Origin of the sequence: Lentzea sp. CC55 (genome assembly GCF_021056325.1) — a bacterium.
Lineage (GTDB): Bacteria > Actinomycetota > Actinomycetes > Mycobacteriales > Pseudonocardiaceae > Lentzea > Lentzea jiangxiensis.
The window spans coordinates 1-16,057 of record NZ_JAJCXE010000055.1 but is presented as its reverse complement, the minus strand read 5'-3'; the positions used below and the strand labels follow the sequence as shown (position 1 = coordinate 16,057).

General features: G+C 67.6%; 15 protein-coding genes. 10 read left to right on the top strand and 5 right to left on the bottom strand.

Going from position 1 to position 16,057, the window contains the following annotated elements; translation table 11 throughout:
* Positions 1 to 73: 73 nt before the first annotated feature.
* Positions 74 to 490 (bottom strand): MerR family transcriptional regulator, encoded by a 417-nt coding sequence (locus L6E10_RS34970; protein ID WP_236224440.1) that lies wholly within the window; start codon positions 488 to 490, stop codon positions 74 to 76.
* A gap of 382 nt (positions 491 to 872) precedes the next feature.
* Between L6E10_RS34970 and L6E10_RS34965 the strand changes: the two genes are divergently transcribed.
* Positions 873 to 2,369, top strand: coding sequence for a SulP family inorganic anion transporter (locus L6E10_RS34965; RefSeq protein WP_236224439.1), 1,497 nt, complete (start codon positions 873 to 875; stop codon positions 2,367 to 2,369).
* A 421-nt stretch (positions 2,370 to 2,790) separates the two neighbouring features.
* On the opposite strand, the gene L6E10_RS34960 is transcribed toward L6E10_RS34965, so the two are convergent.
* Positions 2,791 to 3,660 carry a LysR family transcriptional regulator gene (locus L6E10_RS34960; protein ID WP_236224438.1) on the bottom strand — a complete coding sequence of 290 codons (870 nt, stop codon included), beginning with the start codon at positions 3,658 to 3,660 and terminating at the stop codon, positions 2,791 to 2,793.
* An 80-nt stretch (positions 3,661 to 3,740) separates the two neighbouring features.
* Between L6E10_RS34960 and L6E10_RS34955 the strand changes: the two genes are divergently transcribed.
* The 3 genes from L6E10_RS34955 (at position 3,741) to L6E10_RS34945 (ending at position 5,835) form a co-directional block, all read left to right on the top strand.
* On the top strand, positions 3,741 to 4,139 hold the full coding sequence (locus L6E10_RS34955; protein WP_236224437.1) for a hypothetical protein: 399 nt from the start codon (positions 3,741 to 3,743) through the stop codon (positions 4,137 to 4,139).
* The gene (locus L6E10_RS34950) at positions 4,136 to 5,116 is read left to right on the top strand and encodes an MBL fold metallo-hydrolase (RefSeq protein WP_236224436.1); all 981 of its coding nucleotides are present in this window, start codon (positions 4,136 to 4,138) and stop codon (positions 5,114 to 5,116) included. Before L6E10_RS34955 ends, L6E10_RS34950 begins: the two co-directional genes overlap by 4 nt.
* 458 nt (positions 5,117 to 5,574) lie before the next feature.
* On the top strand, positions 5,575 to 5,835 hold the full coding sequence (locus L6E10_RS34945) for a hypothetical protein (RefSeq protein WP_236224435.1): 261 nt from the start codon (positions 5,575 to 5,577) through the stop codon (positions 5,833 to 5,835).
* Positions 5,836 to 6,070: 235 nt separating this feature from the next.
* Here L6E10_RS34945 and L6E10_RS34940 read toward each other — a convergent pair whose 3' ends face one another.
* Genes L6E10_RS34940 through L6E10_RS34930 form a run of 3 tightly spaced genes read right to left on the bottom strand, consistent with a single transcriptional unit; the run spans position 6,071 to position 8,358 of the window.
* Positions 6,071 to 6,940, bottom strand: coding sequence for a peptidase inhibitor family I36 protein (locus tag L6E10_RS34940; protein ID WP_236224434.1), 870 nt, complete (start codon positions 6,938 to 6,940; stop codon positions 6,071 to 6,073).
* 20 nt (positions 6,941 to 6,960) lie between these two features.
* A complete protein-coding gene (locus L6E10_RS34935) occupies positions 6,961 to 7,866 on the bottom strand; it encodes a hypothetical protein (RefSeq protein ID WP_236224433.1) in 906 nt (301 codons plus the stop codon).
* 54 nt (positions 7,867 to 7,920) lie between these two features.
* The gene (locus tag L6E10_RS34930; RefSeq protein WP_236224432.1) at positions 7,921 to 8,358 is read right to left on the bottom strand and encodes a peptidase inhibitor family I36 protein; all 438 of its coding nucleotides are present in this window, start codon (positions 8,356 to 8,358) and stop codon (positions 7,921 to 7,923) included.
* A 142-nt stretch (positions 8,359 to 8,500) separates the two neighbouring features.
* Here L6E10_RS34930 and L6E10_RS34925 point away from each other — a divergent pair, with 142 nt between their 5' ends.
* The 6 genes from L6E10_RS34925 to L6E10_RS34900 form a co-directional block, all read left to right on the top strand.
* Complete coding sequence (locus L6E10_RS34925; RefSeq protein WP_236224431.1) at positions 8,501 to 10,981, top strand: tetratricopeptide repeat protein; 2,481 nt, start codon at positions 8,501 to 8,503, stop codon at positions 10,979 to 10,981.
* A 1,081-nt stretch (positions 10,982 to 12,062) separates the two neighbouring features.
* Positions 12,063 to 12,548 carry a hypothetical protein gene (locus tag L6E10_RS34920; protein ID WP_236224430.1) on the top strand — a complete coding sequence of 162 codons (486 nt, stop codon included), beginning with the start codon at positions 12,063 to 12,065 and terminating at the stop codon, positions 12,546 to 12,548.
* 72 nt (positions 12,549 to 12,620) lie between these two features.
* Entirely contained in the window at positions 12,621 to 13,169 is a 549-nt protein-coding gene (locus tag L6E10_RS34915) for a hypothetical protein (protein WP_236224429.1), read from the top strand.
* Between the two features lie 638 nt (positions 13,170 to 13,807).
* Positions 13,808 to 14,131, top strand: coding sequence for a hypothetical protein (locus L6E10_RS34910; protein WP_236224428.1), 324 nt, complete (start codon positions 13,808 to 13,810; stop codon positions 14,129 to 14,131).
* Positions 14,132 to 14,214: 83 nt separating this feature from the next.
* Positions 14,215 to 14,952, top strand: coding sequence for an ATP-binding cassette domain-containing protein (locus tag L6E10_RS34905; protein ID WP_236224427.1), 738 nt, complete (start codon positions 14,215 to 14,217; stop codon positions 14,950 to 14,952).
* The coding region (locus tag L6E10_RS34900) for a hypothetical protein (protein ID WP_236224426.1) at positions 14,949 to 16,057 on the top strand (1,109 nt) is incomplete at its 3' end. The genes L6E10_RS34905 and L6E10_RS34900, both read left to right, overlap by 4 nt.

Genomic DNA, 16,057 nt, shown 5'->3' with positions numbered 1-16,057 from the left:
CCCGCCGGCGACGAGGGCAACTGCTTGCACCCCTCGCTCTGCCGGACAGCTACGGTGCCCTGGCTCCGATCCTCTACGCCCGCGCCGGGCCGGTCTGCGCTGCGCTCAACCGTTGACGAAGGGTTCCAGCGAATTCCTCGGCGCGTTCGAGCTGGGTGCGGAGCTCGTCGCAGCGCTGCTGTGCGGCATGTTCGAACGCGCGCAACGTGGTGATGAGTGACCTGTGTTCGCTGTCTTCGATCGGCTCGTCGCTGTCGAGGCGATCGGTGGCTGCCAGGAGCTCACGCATCTCGTCCAGGGTGAAGCCGAGCGGCTTCATGCGGCGGATGACCATGAGCCGGGCGATGTCGGCCTCGGTGTAGAGCCGGAACCCGCCCTGGCTTCGCGCCGAGGGCACCACCAGACCGACTTCGTCGTAGTGCCGGATGGTGCGCTGGGACAACTGGGTCCGGGCGACGACTTCGCCGATCTGCATGTGCTCGCCCGTCATGCGGTGTCCATTCCGGTCATTGCTGCGGTGTCACCACTCACACTCGGGCGACCTCCCACTGCCTCTACCTTAACGTAAGGGTAGAGTCTGGATCGGTGCTGAGCAGTCCGGTCAACGTCGACCGCGGTCCGGGCGGATCGCGAACCGGCACCGCCCCTCCGCCATCATCTCAGCCAGGAGCCGCCGCGTGTCTTCTTCCCCGCGTCACCGGCTTCCCGCGCCCCCGCCCTAGACCTCCGGTAGCAGCCGCACCAGCCGGCGCCACGGCCTCCGCCGCCGTCGTGCGCGGCATGAGCACGCTCGCCCTTCCTCCTGCACCCTGATCACCCCGCCCGCTCCCCCAGTGGAACCGGGCCTGAGCACGACAGGCACATCGCTGACCATGTCTTCGAACTCCACGTTCACCCTGCCGCGGCTGACGCGTCCCTCCTGGCTGTCGCCGAAGGTCTTGCGCACCGAGGTCCTCGCCGGGCTGGTGGTCGCGCTCGCGCTGATCCCCGAGGCGATCTCGTTCTCGATCATCGCCGGCGTCGATCCCAGCGTCGGGTTGTTCGCGTCGTTCACGATGGCGGTGGTGATCTCCATCGTCGGCGGCCGCCCGGCGATGATCTCGGCGGCGACCGGTGCGATCGCACTCGTCGTGGCCCCGCTGGCGCGCGAGCACGGGTTCGGCTACCTGATCGCCACGGTCATCCTCGGCGGGCTGATCCAGATCGTGCTCGGCTCGCTGGGCGTGGCGAGGCTGATGAGGTTCGTGCCCCGCAGCGTCATGGTGGGATTCGTCAACGCTTTGGCAATTCTGATCTTCCTCGCGCAGGTGCCGCAACTGGTCGACGTGCCGTGGGCGGTCTACCCGTTGTTCGCCGGTGGGCTGCTGATCATGGTGCTGTTCCCGCGCCTCACCAGGGTCGTGCCCGCTCCCCTGGTGTCGATCATCGCGCTGACCGCGCTCACCATCGGCGCCGGCATCGCCGTGCCCACCGTCGGCGACGAGGGCACGCTTCCCTCCTCGCTGCCGGTCCCCGGCATCCCGGACGTGGCGTTCACCTGGGCGACCCTGACTCTGATCCTGCCGTACGCGGTCGCGTTCGCCCTGGTGGGCCTGATGGAGTCGTTGATGACGGCCAAGCTGGTCGACGACATCACCGACACGCACTCCAACAAGACCCGCGAGTCGATCGGCCAGGGCATCGCCAACGTCGTCACCGGGTTCTTCGGCGGCATGGGCGGCTGCGCCATGATCGGCCAGACCATGATCAACGTGAAGACCTCCGGCGCCCGCACGCGGTTGTCGACGTTCCTGGCCGGCACGTTCCTGATGATCCTGTGCATCGTGTTCGGCCCGGTCGTGTCCGACATCCCGATGGCCGCACTCGTCGCGGTCATGGTGCTGGTCGCCTTCGGCACCTTCGACTGGCACTCCATCGCCCCGGCCACGCTCAAGCGCATGCCCACCGGCGAGATCAGCGTCATGGTCATCACCGTCGCCGTCGTCGTGGCCACCGACAACCTCGCGATCGGTGTCATCGTCGGCACCATCACCGCGATGGTCATCTTCGCCCGCCGCGTCGCGCACCTGGTCACGGTCAGCCCGCTGCTCGCTCCTGATGGCGGGCAGGTCACCTACACCGTCACCGGCGAGCTGTTCTTCGCCTCCAGCAACGACCTCGTCTACCAGTTCGACTACGCGAACGATCCCGAGCGAGTGGTGATCGACCTCGGCGCCGCCCACATCTGGGACGCCTCCTCCGTCGCCGCGCTGGACGCCATCACCACGAAGTACGCCGCTCGCGGCAAGAAGGTCGAGATCATCGGCCTCAACACCCCGAGCGCGACCATGCACGACAGCCTCAGCGGCGAACTCACCGGCAGCCACTGACCGTTCGTTCGCGGGAGGAGACCGGGCACGACCACCAAATCCGCGACGGCGCCGCCGCCGGTGGGCTGCACGATGTGATCACCGTGGTGGCGTCGCCCTGAACTCACGAACGACCTTCTTTCCTCCTGGGCTCGACGGAGTGACGAGACCGATGCCACGGTCTGAACAGCGATCCTTGACTCACCGCTCCCCCATTCAGCGATGTTCAACTCAACCGGGTCTGCGGTGCCACACGCGCTCGGTCACTCACCCGGCCGAGTGCTGATCCCGGGCTTTCCGCCTGGTGTCGATGGCGTGGAGTTCGTAGTAGCGAGCGCATGATGCGCGATGCAAGGTTCGCGAGCGACGTCAGCCGCGGGCTCGCTCCCCGCTCACCACCGTGTTGAACGCGGCCGAGGTGCTTCGCGGTCTCCGTCCGGACCTACCTGTCCCTCTGTCGCGCGATGGTCGTCGCGACGTCGACGAAGCCCTGCACGAGCGGCCTGCGGTCGCGCTGCCGCCACGCGACGACCAGAGGGCTGGGCGCGACGCCGTCCACCGGGACCACGACTGTGCCCGGCGCCCTGCTGATCGTGAGCGGAGCGAGCCCGACGGCGTCTGACCACAGCACGGCCTGGACGCACTCGCGCACCGTCCGCACTACGGTGTCGGTCGTGTTCGCCGGATCGCGGCCTGCTGACCAGTAGCCGGCCCAGAGCGGGTCGGTGATGTCCGGCAGGCGGAACCACCGGCGGTCGCGCAGTTCCTCCACCCGGACCCGGTCCCTGGACGCGAGCGGGTCGGTGTCCCGCACGAGGACCCCGACCGGGTCGCGGCGGATCTCGGCGGTGACGACCCCGACGGAGCCGAACGGGCCTCGGGTGACGGCGACGTCGACCAGACCGTGGCCGACGCCCGCCGTCGGGTCGGTGAGATCGCTTTCGACGATGCGGATCTCGAGGCCGGGGTACCGGGCGCGGAACGCGTCGATCAACCCGTCGCCCGCACGGTCCACGCTGTCCGCGAGCGTCCCGATCGTGATCGTGCGCGGTTCGGCGACCTGCGACACCAGCGACGGCAGTGACGTGACTCGCGCCAGCACCTCGCGCGCCTCCGGCAGCAGCGTTCGACCTGCCCGGGTGAGGGCCATCCCGCGAGCCGAACGCGTGAACAGCTCCACGCCCAGCTCTCGTTCCAGTTGCTGGATCGCCCTGCTCAGCGGGGGCTGGGAGATGTGCAGCCTAGCCGCGGCCCTGCCCACGTTGAGCTCCTCCGCCACCGCGACGAAGTAGCCGAGGGAACGCAGATCCACCCGGCGACCATACCCTGAAGGTATCGCTCGTTCGGATCCGGTGTTGGACCGCGGCACGATCTCCGAGTCGAATTCGAAGGGTGAACCACGACGAGCACACCGAGCGGACCGCACGCGGTACCGCCGTCTACGCCGAGACGTTCGGCGTCAGCACCGGCGAGCTGCGTGCCGTGTTCGCGGACCGGGTCGGACGACGTTTCGCCGACGAGGCAGTCCTCGCGGCCGGAGGACCTGCCTGGCACGACCCGTCGCTCGACGACCGCAGCCGCAGCGTCGCCATCATCACGGCACTGATCTGCGCGGGCGTGCGCGGCGGCCGGCTCACCACCCACCTGGAACGCGCGGTCCGGGCCGGGCTCGACCAGGCGGCGCTCGAAGTCCTCACCGTTCTGCTGTCGCTGTACGTGGGACAGGCGCTCACCTCGGTGGCCGCAGAGGAGATCCACACCTTCTTCGCAGAAAGGCACGACGCCCCATGACCTACGTGTGGATCGGTGTGGCGATCGCGGTCACCGCCGCCGCGCTCGCCGCGATCCGGTCGTTCCGCCCCTCACCCCTGCCCGCCCCGCGACCGTGGACCGGCCCGCTGCCCGACGCGTCACCGCCGCCGGACATGGCGATCCACCAACTCCCCACCGGAACGTACGACAACCGCGCGGCCCTGGCCTACCGCGGTGGCTCGTTCGGCGACCTGCGCAAGTTCGCGGCCACCGCGGTGCTCGTCCAGCACCCCGCCGGCGACCTGCTGATCGACGCCGGGTTCGGCTCGGACGTCGAGGCGCACATCGCGGCCATGCCGTCGTTCCAGCGGACACCGCACCAGCTCGGCGCGACGGTCCAGGACCAGCTGCGAGCCGGGGACTACGACCTGACGCGACTGCGCGGCGTCGTCATCACCCACGCCCATTGGGACCACGTGAGCGGCTTGGCCGACCTCGACGTACCGATCTGGATGAACGCGGCCGAGGCCCGCTACGTCGACCGCTCGAAGGGCGCCGCGGTGTTCCGCGGCATCGTGAGTCGGCGCCAGGTCCACCGCTACACCTTCGACGGCCCGCCGTACCTGGGATTCCCTGCCAGCCACGACGTCCACGGCGACGGTTCGGTCGTGATCGTCGAGGCCGGCGGCCACACCGACGGCTCCGTCATCGTGTTCGTCACCCTGCCCGGCGACCGCCGATTCGCCTTCATCGGCGACCTGACCTGGCAGACCGAAGGGGTGACGCTCCGGGCGGAACGACCGGGGCTGCTGCGAATGCTGGCCGACGTGCAGCCCGCGAAGGTGCGCGACAGCCTCCTGCGCATCATCGCCCTCGCCGGCCGCATCCACGTGGTACCGGCGCACGACCTGCACGCCTACGCGCCGATTCCGGAGTGGATGCCCGGCGGCTCCTCCCCCGGCCGGGCCGGGGGCAGGGATGACCGCGGCCGGGCCTCCGATCGGACCAGCGGCTGAACGCGATGCGGCATCGAAGGTGACGAGGTCGCCATCGCCTCGCACACCGTCGAAGTCGTGCAGACCGAACCGATGCGCGTGCTGCCGCGGGACACCGTTCCGGTGCGGACCGACCAAGTCCCGTCTGGCGAGAGAACCCGACGACCGGTGCTGGCAATCGTCGGCGCTGGAACGGTTCCGGCAGCAGCGTCGGCAGTGCAGGCGTCGGGTCGGCGGACCGAAGTTCGCCGACCCGACGCCCAGCGTTCCGCGCGAAACTCTGCCAGCGCTTGGTCGAGCAGGTCCACATCCTGTGGCGTCGCACCGCATGTTCACGTCGTTTCGACGCTGTGGTGTTCTCGACGGCCCCATTCCTGCACGGGAGCGTTCCCACGGTGTCTGCGATCATGCTCCACCATGGACATCGAGCGGCGGTCCGGGCGGGGCTGCGTCCGGAGGGGGACGACGCGACGGAGATCATGGAATTCCTGCACAAGTCGTTCAACGACAGGGCCGACACCCGGGTAAGACTGAAGGCGGAGCACAAGGCACGCTGGATGCTCACCGACGACGTCGTGCACTGGGCCGCCGGGTACAACTCCTTCCAGATGTTCGACATCGGCCTGCCGGACGGCCAGTTGCTGGGGCTGCCGCGCAGGCTCGAACCGCAGTCACTGGCGGTCGCGACGTCCACTGTCGGATTGAGCGAGCACCTCGCCGAGAAGTCCTTGCGGGTCTGACCACTCCGCGATGAGCTCCCCGAACTGGAGTTGTTTGTCCAGCACGTGTTCCCTGATCGCGAGGCAGACGTTCCTGGTGGAGCCGTCCGGATCCTGCTCGATACCCGAGACAGCGCGGGGTGTCCTCGAACCAGTCGATGGGTGGTTCGAGTCGTAGAGCGCACGAACTCGTGCGGCAGGTGAGAGGCGAAGCCACCTGGGCTTCGCCTCTCACCTGGTCAGCGTGCCATGTCGTTCAGTCGCCGTAGGGGTTCTGGATCGACACGTGCACGTGGTCGTAGTGACCGCCGGTCACCCCGGAACCGCCGGTGTAGGTGCGCCAACCTTCGGAAGCGCGGGCGACGCTCCAGATCTTGCCCTGCCAGATCACGTACCGGACGTCGAGCGCGGCGGCGTACTTCTGCAGCCAGTAGGCCAGCTTCCAGCCCTGCGCCTTCTGCGCCTCGGACGGGTAGGAGCCGATCGCGCTCGAGATCGTGCAGTCGAGCGCGTTGCCGGTGTTGTGGTTGCTGGTCGAGGGCTGGCTCGGACGGTAGTCGCCGACCCAGCACTGCTTTTCACCGGTCAGTCGTGCGATCTGGTCGTCGACGAACTGGGTGCGGGCCGTCGCGCTGGGCGCCCGGGTGGTCGCCGACGGATGCGGGTTGTTCGGCGGTGCCGAGTAGGTGGGATCGCCACCGCCGCCGCCCCCGCTGTCGTTGAGCCGGTGGGAGGCGTTCTCGTTCTTGAGGCTTGCGTTCAGGTTGACCTTGCCGCCTGCCGCGATGGTCTGCTTGGAACCGCCGTACTCGCTGTTGTAGTACACCGTGACCGGACCGCTCGTGCGGTTCCAGGCGGCGGCTGCCTCGTTCTTCACGCACAAGCCCTGGCCGTTGCCCGCGCTCTTGAACTCGTAGCAGCTCGGCTGCGAGTCGCCGTAGTCGGGAATCGAGGTGGTGAAATCGGAGAGCGAGCCCTGGTGGTCGCTGTTGTAGTAGAGGCAGAACTCGCCCGCCTCGCACACCCCGTTGCGGGCTGTCGCCGCGGACGCTGTGGCCGCGCCGAAGGACACGCTGAGCAGCGCGCCCATCAACGCCGCGACGGTGAATCTGTGGAACACCCTCATCAGATCTCCTGCTTCTCGGTTCATGTCGGAAGTACCTGCGTGTTCAGCCGGGTCGCGAGCACTCCGGTCGCGTTGCCGACGCGCACCCGCATCCCGCGGTCGAGCGCGTCGAACTGCGCCGCCCACTCCGTGACGGCCTGGCGCTGGTACGCGGTCTCGACGGCGAGCCAGGTGCCGACGAGCTCGGTGCGCTGACGGCAGGTCACGTCGGTCGTGGCGGTGTCGATCTCCACCTGCGACGGCGTTTCCGACTCCCAGCGGATGTCGTTGTTGGCCGCCCACACATCGGCGTAGCCGTAGCCGGAGGCGGCCATGCAGCTCCGCCAGTTCGTCATCGCCTGACGCACCCGGTCGTCCCGTTGCGCCTGCTCGAACGTCTCCTGGTCGAGGCGGATGAGCTCGGCGGCCGGGATCGCGGCGGGCACTCCCCGTTCCAGCTCGCGGCGTGCCTGGCCCAGGCAACCGCCCTCGGGGATGCGCTTGCCGCCGATGGACGTCGTACCCTTGCCCGTGTAGATCATCATCGCTTCGGGCGTGGCCTCCGGCCGGTCCCCCGGCTGCCGCGGTGTGTTGTCCACCGGGTGGTAGCCCGACCTGGCCGCCCGGTCGGGGTCGACGAGGCCGTACCGGGAGGAACCGGTGCTCGCGGGCAGCGGTGGCGGGTCCGGTGGTGACCAGGCCTGGCCGAAGTCGTTCAGGCACCGCCTCGCCAGCACGGCGGTGGCGCGGTCGATCGTGGTCAGGTCGGCCGGCGAGTGCTGGTAGCGGTCGAACGGAAGGGTGATTTCCATCGCGGAGTGCACCGGCCGAACCTCGCTCACCGCAGGCGGCGCGGCAGCGACCTCGAACCGGTCGACCAGCGTGATCGCGCCAGCCGCCGCGACCACGGCGGCGGTGATCAGCCAGATCGCGTGTGCTCGTTTCACAGTTCCCCCTGTGCGGTGCGGCGGCCCCGTCGGTGACGGTGCCGCCGCCGCTGATCAGCCGTAGATGGTGCCCGTCTGGCAGTTGCTCGGGTTGAACTTGTGCGAGTTCATCCGGTCGTTGGCGTCGCCATTGGGCAACTTGACGGACTGGAAGTTCGGCACCTTGCCGTTCGGGCGGATCCGGAAGCACGGACCCGCGTAGTTCGAGTTGTAGTAGACGGCGATGTACGAGTTCTCGTCCCTGTTCTCCATGGAACTGACGTTCTGCTGCGAGCCGTCGCCGCGGTACAGCGCGATGCTCGTGCCGTTGTAGGTGACCTGGCCCCAGTTCGGCCTGCTGTAGCCGTCATCGCGCTTGAGACCCTTGTAGTCCGACGCGGAGTACATGCAGGCGTGGTCGTACGTGCAGGCCGCGTTCGCGACACCTTCGGCCGCGACGAGCGAGACCCCGGCCACCCCCACGGCGGCGAGGACGGATGCGATCTTCTTCATGGTGTTGCCGTTCCCCTCTTAGTGTGGAGAGGCGGTGTGCGCCCCTCCGTCGTGAACGAAGATGCCGACCCGGCGGCACCGGAAGGCTGAATCCGACCGAATCCGAACGCCGCGTGCCGCTGCGTCACTAGGGTGAGGGTTCATGTGCCCCGCACCTGTCCCTCTGCCGGATCCCGGGCAGGCCGCGACGTTCGACGACCTGGTGGAGCAGCTGCGGTCGTTGAAGGTGTGGGCGGGAGCGCCCTCCTACGAGCGGATCACCGCGGGTATCAACGCCGAGTGGGCGCGCGAAGGTCGTCCGGAAGCCGAGATGGCGCGCAAGACGACGGTGGTCGACTGCTTCCGGTCGGGGCGCAAGCGGCTCAACGCCGACCTGGTGATCGCGATCGTGCGGGCGCTGCACTCCGACCAGGGCTACATCGCCCAGTGGCGCCAGGCGTTGCGGGCGGTGGCCGGTGAGGTCGTCATGGCCGCTCAGGTGCGCGTCCACGACGAACTACCCGGCGGGGAACCGGGTTTCGTCGGCAGGGAGACCGAACTGGCGCGGCTGCGCGAGACGGTGGCCGGCGGGTCGGTCGTGATCTCCGCGCTCGAAGGCATGGCCGGGGTCGGGAAGACCCAGCTGGCGCTCCGTGCGGCGGCCCGGCTCGCCGGCGCGCATTCGCGCGTGCTGTTCGTGGACCTGCGGGGATTCGACCCGAAACTGCCACCGGCGGCTCCGAACGCGGTGCTGGACGGGTTTCTGCGGCTGCTCGGCATGCCTGGCACCGAGGTTCCCCACGACCTGCCGTCGCTGGTCGGCGCCTACCGCGAACGGGCCGCGGGTGTGCTCGTGGTGCTGGACAACGCCGCCGACGAGGAACAGGTGCGGCACCTGCTGCCCGGCGCACCGGGCAGCGTCGCGATCATCACGAGCCGGCGCAGCCTGACGGGTTTGCCCGCCGTCACCCATCTGGAGCTGGCCGTGTTCACCGCTGCCGAAGCGGTCGCGTTCCTGGAGCACGCGGTCGGTCATCTGTCCTTGGGCAACGACCCGAAGGCGTTGTCCCGCATCGCGGAACGGTGCGGTTTCCTGCCGCTCGCGCTCACCCTCATCGTCGGGCACATCCGCGCGGTGGAGGGCTGGACGCTCACCGACCACGCGGACCGCCTCGACGACCGGTATCAGCGACAGCGACTCGACGACGGTGTCCAGCTCGCGCTGGACGCCTCGTACCAGCGGCTGCCAGAGGACAGGCGCAGGGTCCTCCGGCTGGTCGCACTGCACCCGACCGGCGAGTTCGACGAGTACAGTGCCGCCGCGCTGACAGGCCGGGACCTGGACGAGACCCGCGTCCACCTGGAGGGCCTGTGTCGCGACCACCTCCTCCGGTGCGCGTCAGGGCGGTACTCCTTCCACGACCTGGTGCGCGAGTACGCGTCCGGGCGGGCGTCCGACGAGGACCCGCCCTCGGTGCGGCAGGCCGCCCGCGGGAACCTGGCCGACTACCTGCTGGCCACCGCCTCACTGGCCATGGATGTCTGCTATCCCGGGGACACCCGCCGCCGTCCGCGGGTGGACGCGGCCAAAACCGCGACGCCCGATCTCACTGACCCGGACGCTGCTCTGACATGGCTGGAAGCGGAACACCCGGCACTGGTCACGTCCGTCGAGGTCGGTGAACCGCTGCACTCGGTACAGCTGTCGCTGACGGTGTTCCGGCACCTCAACCGCGACCGCTGGAGCACCGCGCTGGCGATGAGCACCAGGGCTCTCTCCGCCGCGCGCTCGCTCGCAGATCCCGTCCTGACCGCCAGAACGCTCCACGACGTCACCGCTGCCTTGCTCGAACTGGGCAGGCCGGAGGAGGCCGTTCCCGTCCTGGAGGAAGCCGCGGAGCTGCTGCGCACCACCGACGACCGCGACGGCGAGATCCGCACGCTGGTCCTCCTCGGAGTCACCGGCACCAGGCTCGGCCGGTTCCGTGAGGCCGCCGACCACTACTACCGGGCCTTGGAGCTGAACGAGGCCACCGGCGATCAGGCCGTGGAGGCCCACGCCCTGGTCAACCTCGGCGCGGTCGAAGAACGACTGGGTCTCAACCCGTCAGCCGCCCGACACCTCGAACAGGCCCAGCGCCTGTACGCGGAGATGGGCGATGTGGACGGTGAGGCCTGGGCGATCAGCGGCCTGGCGTCGGTGGAGATCGAACTGGGCCGCTACGACTCGGCGCTCGAACACTTCACCAGAATCCTGGACATCCACCGGCAGCGCGGCGACGTCGACTCCGAGGCGTGGTGCCTTCAGGGTTTCGGCCTGCTCTACTCACGATGGGGTCAGCGCGATCGGGCGGTGCAGGCGTACACCCAGGCGCTCGCGATGTTCCGGGAACTCGGCGATCGGACCGGCGAGCTCTACGCGCTCAACGGGTTGGGAGAGGCCACCGACGACGTCACCCTGCTCACCGAGGCCCTGGCCCTGGCCACGGAGCTCAGCTCCGTCGACCAGCAGGCACGAGCCCACGCCGGCCTCGGTCGCGCACTCGACTCGCGTGAGCACTACGAACGGGCGGCGGAGCTGTACGAGCAGTTGGCGATGCCCGAAGCGGAACCGCTCCGGGCATTGCTGGCCACGGCACCGTAGGTTCTGGCCGGGTGCCGGACACGGCTCGATGGGCACGAACCTCTTGGCGGCGAGGGCCGCCCCGGTCCGGCGGCCTTTCACACGGCCGCCCGGCGAGCCACGTCGCTGGAACGTGTGCCGCTCGAAGCGTCATCGCTGCAGCTCAAGCGGCATACCTGTACTCGTTCTGATCTTGAGCTCGCTTCGCGGCGTGTCTGCCGAGATGGGTCGCTTGTGGACCTGTGCGTGCCGAAAACTACGTCCATGCAGTTCAAGACGCATGGTGATACTCGTGGATGTCCCAAGACGGTCACGCCGATCGACGGTGATGCGTTTGATCTGATCGGTTTGGGAGGCCTCGATCGGACCCTTGAGGATGCTGCAGCGGCGAGTGATCGGTGGGCGCGATGCTCGTTGCAGTCCTCTCGTACTCACGCAGCGCTTGCCGCAGATGGGCCTGAATCCGGATCAGCGCGCGGTCGAACACGTCGCCGCGAAAGTTGTTGGCCCCAGTCGGCTAGAACTTAGCGATGAAAGATCGATCAACTCCTTGCCCACACCTTCCTCCACGGGATCCAGCGGTCCGTAGGAGTAGACGTGGAAGCGCCTGGAGCAGGTGATTTTCTCGGACACGGAGGTTCCGCGGTGCGCTGTCGGAACGTCGCTTGGCGCTGGTGAAGACATGCCTGCACCGATAGCCCGCTAGCCCCATGAACCCAAGTGCCCATCCGTCCGCCGACCACAGCCCACACGACGAGCCCCGCCACCAGATAGCGCCGAACCCCGCCAGGCTTCGCCACCCGCAGGCCCTGCACCGCGACGAAGGCCTCGTCATCGACGAGTGAGTCGTGCGCGATTTGCTCGAACACGCAAGGTCACCGTCGGCTTCTGGTGCTCGCGGACTACGACCGGGCCACCGCCGACGTCATCGCATAACTGGATCCGCGACAGCTGGCTCCAGCTGGATGATCTGGAGTTACCACTCACCATCCCCGCATCGACGATAGCGATCGATCGAACGAGTGACACCCCAACAGGTAATGGCATGCCACATTCCGGTCGGGCTTACTTGGGCCAGACCCGTAGCCGGGAGGAAACAGCCATGGTCCAGGACACCACCAGCAATGGAAGCGAGGACGGTGCAACAGAACGCATCCGCGGCGTCGCGGCGGTGATCGTCGCAATCGCGTTGCTGCTGGGATTCGCCGGATTGGTGGCCTACCTCATCGGAAAGGCCGGCACTGCCACCGACGGAACCTGGTCGCGCTACGTCTACCTGTTCGGTGCGGTGGAAGCGCTCGTGTTCACCGCCGTCGGCTGGCTGTTCGGCCGGGAGGTCAACCGGCAGGCCGTGCAGAGCGCCGAGGCACGCGCTGACCTGGCCACCGACAAGGCCGAGGAGGCCGCCACCAACGCCGCCACGCAGGAGGCGAAGGGCCGCGCACTGCGCGCCGCAGTCGAGGCACGCGCAGCTGGATCCGACCAGCCCGATGCAGAGGAACAGGGCATCAGCGGTGCGGAGCAGGCCGACCGTGAGCAGATGCGCGAACTCGCCGCTCTGGCGAGGGCACTGTTCCCCGACAGATGAGCCCGTTGCACTTTGCCGTTGTGGTCAGCCGCAACGCCGTGGGTGATCCGATGGGGTCAGCGCGATCGGGCGGTGCAGGCGCACACCCAGGCGCTCGCGATGTTCCGGGAACTCGGCGATCGAACCGGCGAGCTTTACGTGCTCAACGGGCTGGAAGAGGCCACCGACGACGTCACCCTGCTCACCGGCTCACGTGAACACTACGAACGCGCGGTGGAGCTGTACGAGCAGTTGGCGATGCCCGAAGCGGAACCGCGCTGCACCTCAAGCTGCATATCGGTACTCGTTGATCACCTCACCGAGGAGCCGCTTGCGAACCGGTCGACACCCAGAGCCGTCAAGATCATGCGCCGATCCTGGGCGCTGCTGCTGCGGTTGAGGGACGCCCGGTTCGCCGATGCGCGGTGCGATCTCACTTCCGGGCGATGGCCTGCGGTGCCAGCCGAGCACCGTGCCAGGGATAACCGGGAAGACGTCCTGCCAGCGCGGTCGACGCACCGGACTCGACAGCGAGGCGGACCAGAACCGGTCCGCGGGCTCGTGACGACCCGGACCGGGCAACTGCCGCCGAAGCACGACGTTGTCGTGCTTCAGCACAACAACCTCCGCATCCTGAGCTGACAGCTCCGCCGGAGCAGACAGCAACTTGCAGACCACCTTGATCGCCGGGGTGGGCGTCCGGTACGGCGTCGCGTGGTGCAGCCCCACTTCCAGTGCGACGAATCTGCCATGCCTGCCCAGCGCCGTGCCGGGCGTGACAGGGAGGACGTCGCTCCAGCGCGAACGATGTACCAGCCTGAATAGCGAGAGGAACCAGAATCGGTCCGCTGGCTCGTAGCGGACCGAGCCCGCCAACTGGCGACGAAGCGCAGTGCTCTCGCGCCGCAGAATGAGAAGCTCCGCGTTTTCTTCACTCACTGCGGAGCGACATCTAGACAGAGGGGTTTGCGCAAAGACAGATCATATTCAGACTGGCAGCGAGATAAGAAATTGGACGGAACAGTTGAACAGTGCAATGTTCATCCAATCCCGCACTTGAACACACTGTGACACAAGTCATTCATCGCGGTCGGGATGGGGCTCGCACCCGTATGGAGTCTTGAAGAAGGAGGATCTTGCTGAAAAGGTCGTGTTGTTGACCACGACTCCATTGGGGGATTTTCGTGTTGCACAAACGAACTGTCGCTGCTCTTGTGGGCACGTCGGCGTTGATGCTCGGCTTCGCAGCCCCGGCTTTGGCCGCGGATCGCGGATGGGGCATGACCGGGGTGCTGAGTGGATTCGAGTCCAGCTATTGGGACACGGCCTCAGGCACCACCACCATTCGCGTCGACTCGTGTGGCTCGCAGTACAACCTGGGTACGGCCTACAGCTCCACGAGCCTGGTGCTGTGGGAGAACCTGGCGTGGCAGCCTGACATCAATCGCGGTTCTCAGGGCTACTCATGCGCGGCCAACGGCGGGTCGACCTACGGCGGCAGCAGGAGCTGGACCCACAGCAACGGCCGCTACTACTTCTCGGTCGGATCGACGCCGGGCAACCTCAACATGAACGCCAGCGGCAACACCAACTACCCGGGCTGACACAAGGCGAACGCGTCGTGATGATGATCGTGCGCTAGAGTCCGTCATCATCACGACGCGTTTTACGAAAAGGGTGCGGTTCATTGAGCGACATTGTGCGGGTCGTGGGGGTCTCGCATCACTACGGTAGCGTCACCGCGCTACACGAAGTGGACGTCGAATTTCCTGTTGGCGTAACGGCCGTACTGGGGCCCAACGGCGCCGGGAAAAGCACTTTGCTCGGCCTTCTCTCCACTGCCCTGAAGGCGCAGTCCGGTTCGCTTGCACTCGGCAGTCTCAACAGCGCTCGAAATACGAGGGAATATCGCCGCCAGCTCGGTTTTCTCCCGCAGGTTTTCACGTTGCCCGGCAACCTGACGGTGGCGGAGTTCCTGACGCTGACGGCCTGGCAGAGACTCGTCCCACGCAAGCAGCGAAAAGACGCCGTGAACACGGCACTTCACGCCGTGGACCTGATCGGCAAGAAGGACGTGAAGATCTCCCAGTTGTCGGGTGGCATGCACCGCCGTGTCGGTATTGCTCAGGCGATCGTGAACCAGCCGCACGTGCTGCTGCTCGACGAACCCACCGTCGGGCTCGACCCCCGGCAACGCGGAGGTCTTCGACGACTGGTCTCCGCTCTCGGGCAGGAGCGGACGGTGATCTTGAGCACGCATCTGACCGAGGACGTGGCCGCGACGTCGAATCGAGTTGTGGTCATCAACGAGGGGGTCGTGCGTTTCGACGGCACTATCGAGAGGTTGACCGGCACACAGGACTGGCGTGCGACCGACATCGACACCGCCTACGAGGCATTGGTCCCGGCGGGAGATGACCAGTGAGCCCCTTGCTGATCGCCCTGCGACGCGGAAGCGGCCCTGTCGCGATCCCGGCGATGATCTTGCTCGGCTTCTTCGCCGGAACGCGCGGTGGCTGGTCGCCCGACTGGGGCTGGACGTCGGGGCAGTTGCAGCAGCATGGGGTCCTGCTCGTGCCGTTGACCGCTGCCCTGGCCGCCTGGGACTCCTCGCGCGACCGGCGTACCGCCTCGACCTCGCTGATCCGGACCTACCCGCGCTCACCCCTGCCGTGGTTGGTGCTCAACTCCGTCGGCGCGATCTTGGCGGGCTTGGCCGGCTGGGCCACCACGTTCACTGTCATGGCCTCGGACGTGCAGGGCCAGAGCAGTCCTTATTGGTCGGTGGTGCTACTAGGACCGCTCTGTGTCATCACTGCGGCGTTCATCGGCTCTGCTGCCGGACATCACCTCCCGCGATATCTCGCAGCGCCGATCGTCGCCGCAGTGGTCTGGGTCGTGCTCGCCTACGGATCGAGCAGCGACAACCCGCTGCTCGCTCGTCTCAGCGCGGTGGACCGGCAGTGTTGTGAGGTCTCCGCCCAACCGGTCCTGAGCACCGTTGCCGGGCAGTGGTTGTGGGTCACCGCTCTGGCAGTCATCGCACTGGCCGCCCTCGCTCTCCCACGCGTCGTCCACAGCGTTTCCCTGGCGGTAGTCGCCCTCGTGGTCGGTGTCGCCGGCGTATCGCTCATCCACAGCTCTGACGGTCAGTTGACCGAAGCCCGCGAATCGACAGCCGAGAGCTGCGGAACTCGAAACGGTGTGACGGTGTGCATGTGGCCTGAGCACGCTGCAGGCGTGGATGCCTGGCTCGGCGCGATCAGTCGTTACCGGGACGTCTTCGATGACCTCGGTACTCGACCGGACCTGTACCTGGAGCACGGCCTGCGTCCCGGGGCCGATGCGGAGCGCATCGGGATGATTCGGCCCGGCATCACCGAGACCGACGTCGTCATGTCTCTCGCTCAGCGTCTTGTCCCGCAGCCGCCGGCTTGCGCGATACGCGTAGACGGCTCGGTGCCCTATCCCGCTGCGGAGGCCAATGCACTGCTCAGCGGTTGGCTCACCCACCGTGTTCGGCCGGACAT

Bases quoted from the DNA above. Each gene is read 5' to 3' on its own strand.
- L6E10_RS34970 (WP_236224440.1), bottom strand. From the start codon at position 490: ATGACGGGCGAGCACATGCAGATCGGCGAAGTCGTCGCCCGGACCCAG.
- L6E10_RS34965 (WP_236224439.1), top strand. From the start codon at position 873: ATGTCTTCGAACTCCACGTTCACCCTGCCGCGGCTGACGCGTCCCTCC.
- L6E10_RS34950 (WP_236224436.1), top strand. From the start codon at position 4,136: ATGACCTACGTGTGGATCGGTGTGGCGATCGCGGTCACCGCCGCCGCG.
- L6E10_RS34945 (WP_236224435.1), top strand. From the start codon at position 5,575: ATGGAATTCCTGCACAAGTCGTTCAACGACAGGGCCGACACCCGGGTA.
- L6E10_RS34940 (WP_236224434.1), bottom strand. From the start codon at position 6,940: ATGAGGGTGTTCCACAGATTCACCGTCGCGGCGTTGATGGGCGCGCTG.
- L6E10_RS34930 (WP_236224432.1), bottom strand. From the start codon at position 8,358: ATGAAGAAGATCGCATCCGTCCTCGCCGCCGTGGGGGTGGCCGGGGTC.
- L6E10_RS34925 (WP_236224431.1), top strand. From the start codon at position 8,501: ATGTGCCCCGCACCTGTCCCTCTGCCGGATCCCGGGCAGGCCGCGACG.
- L6E10_RS34920 (WP_236224430.1), top strand. From the start codon at position 12,063: ATGGTCCAGGACACCACCAGCAATGGAAGCGAGGACGGTGCAACAGAA.
- L6E10_RS34910 (WP_236224428.1), top strand. From the start codon at position 13,808: ATGACCGGGGTGCTGAGTGGATTCGAGTCCAGCTATTGGGACACGGCC.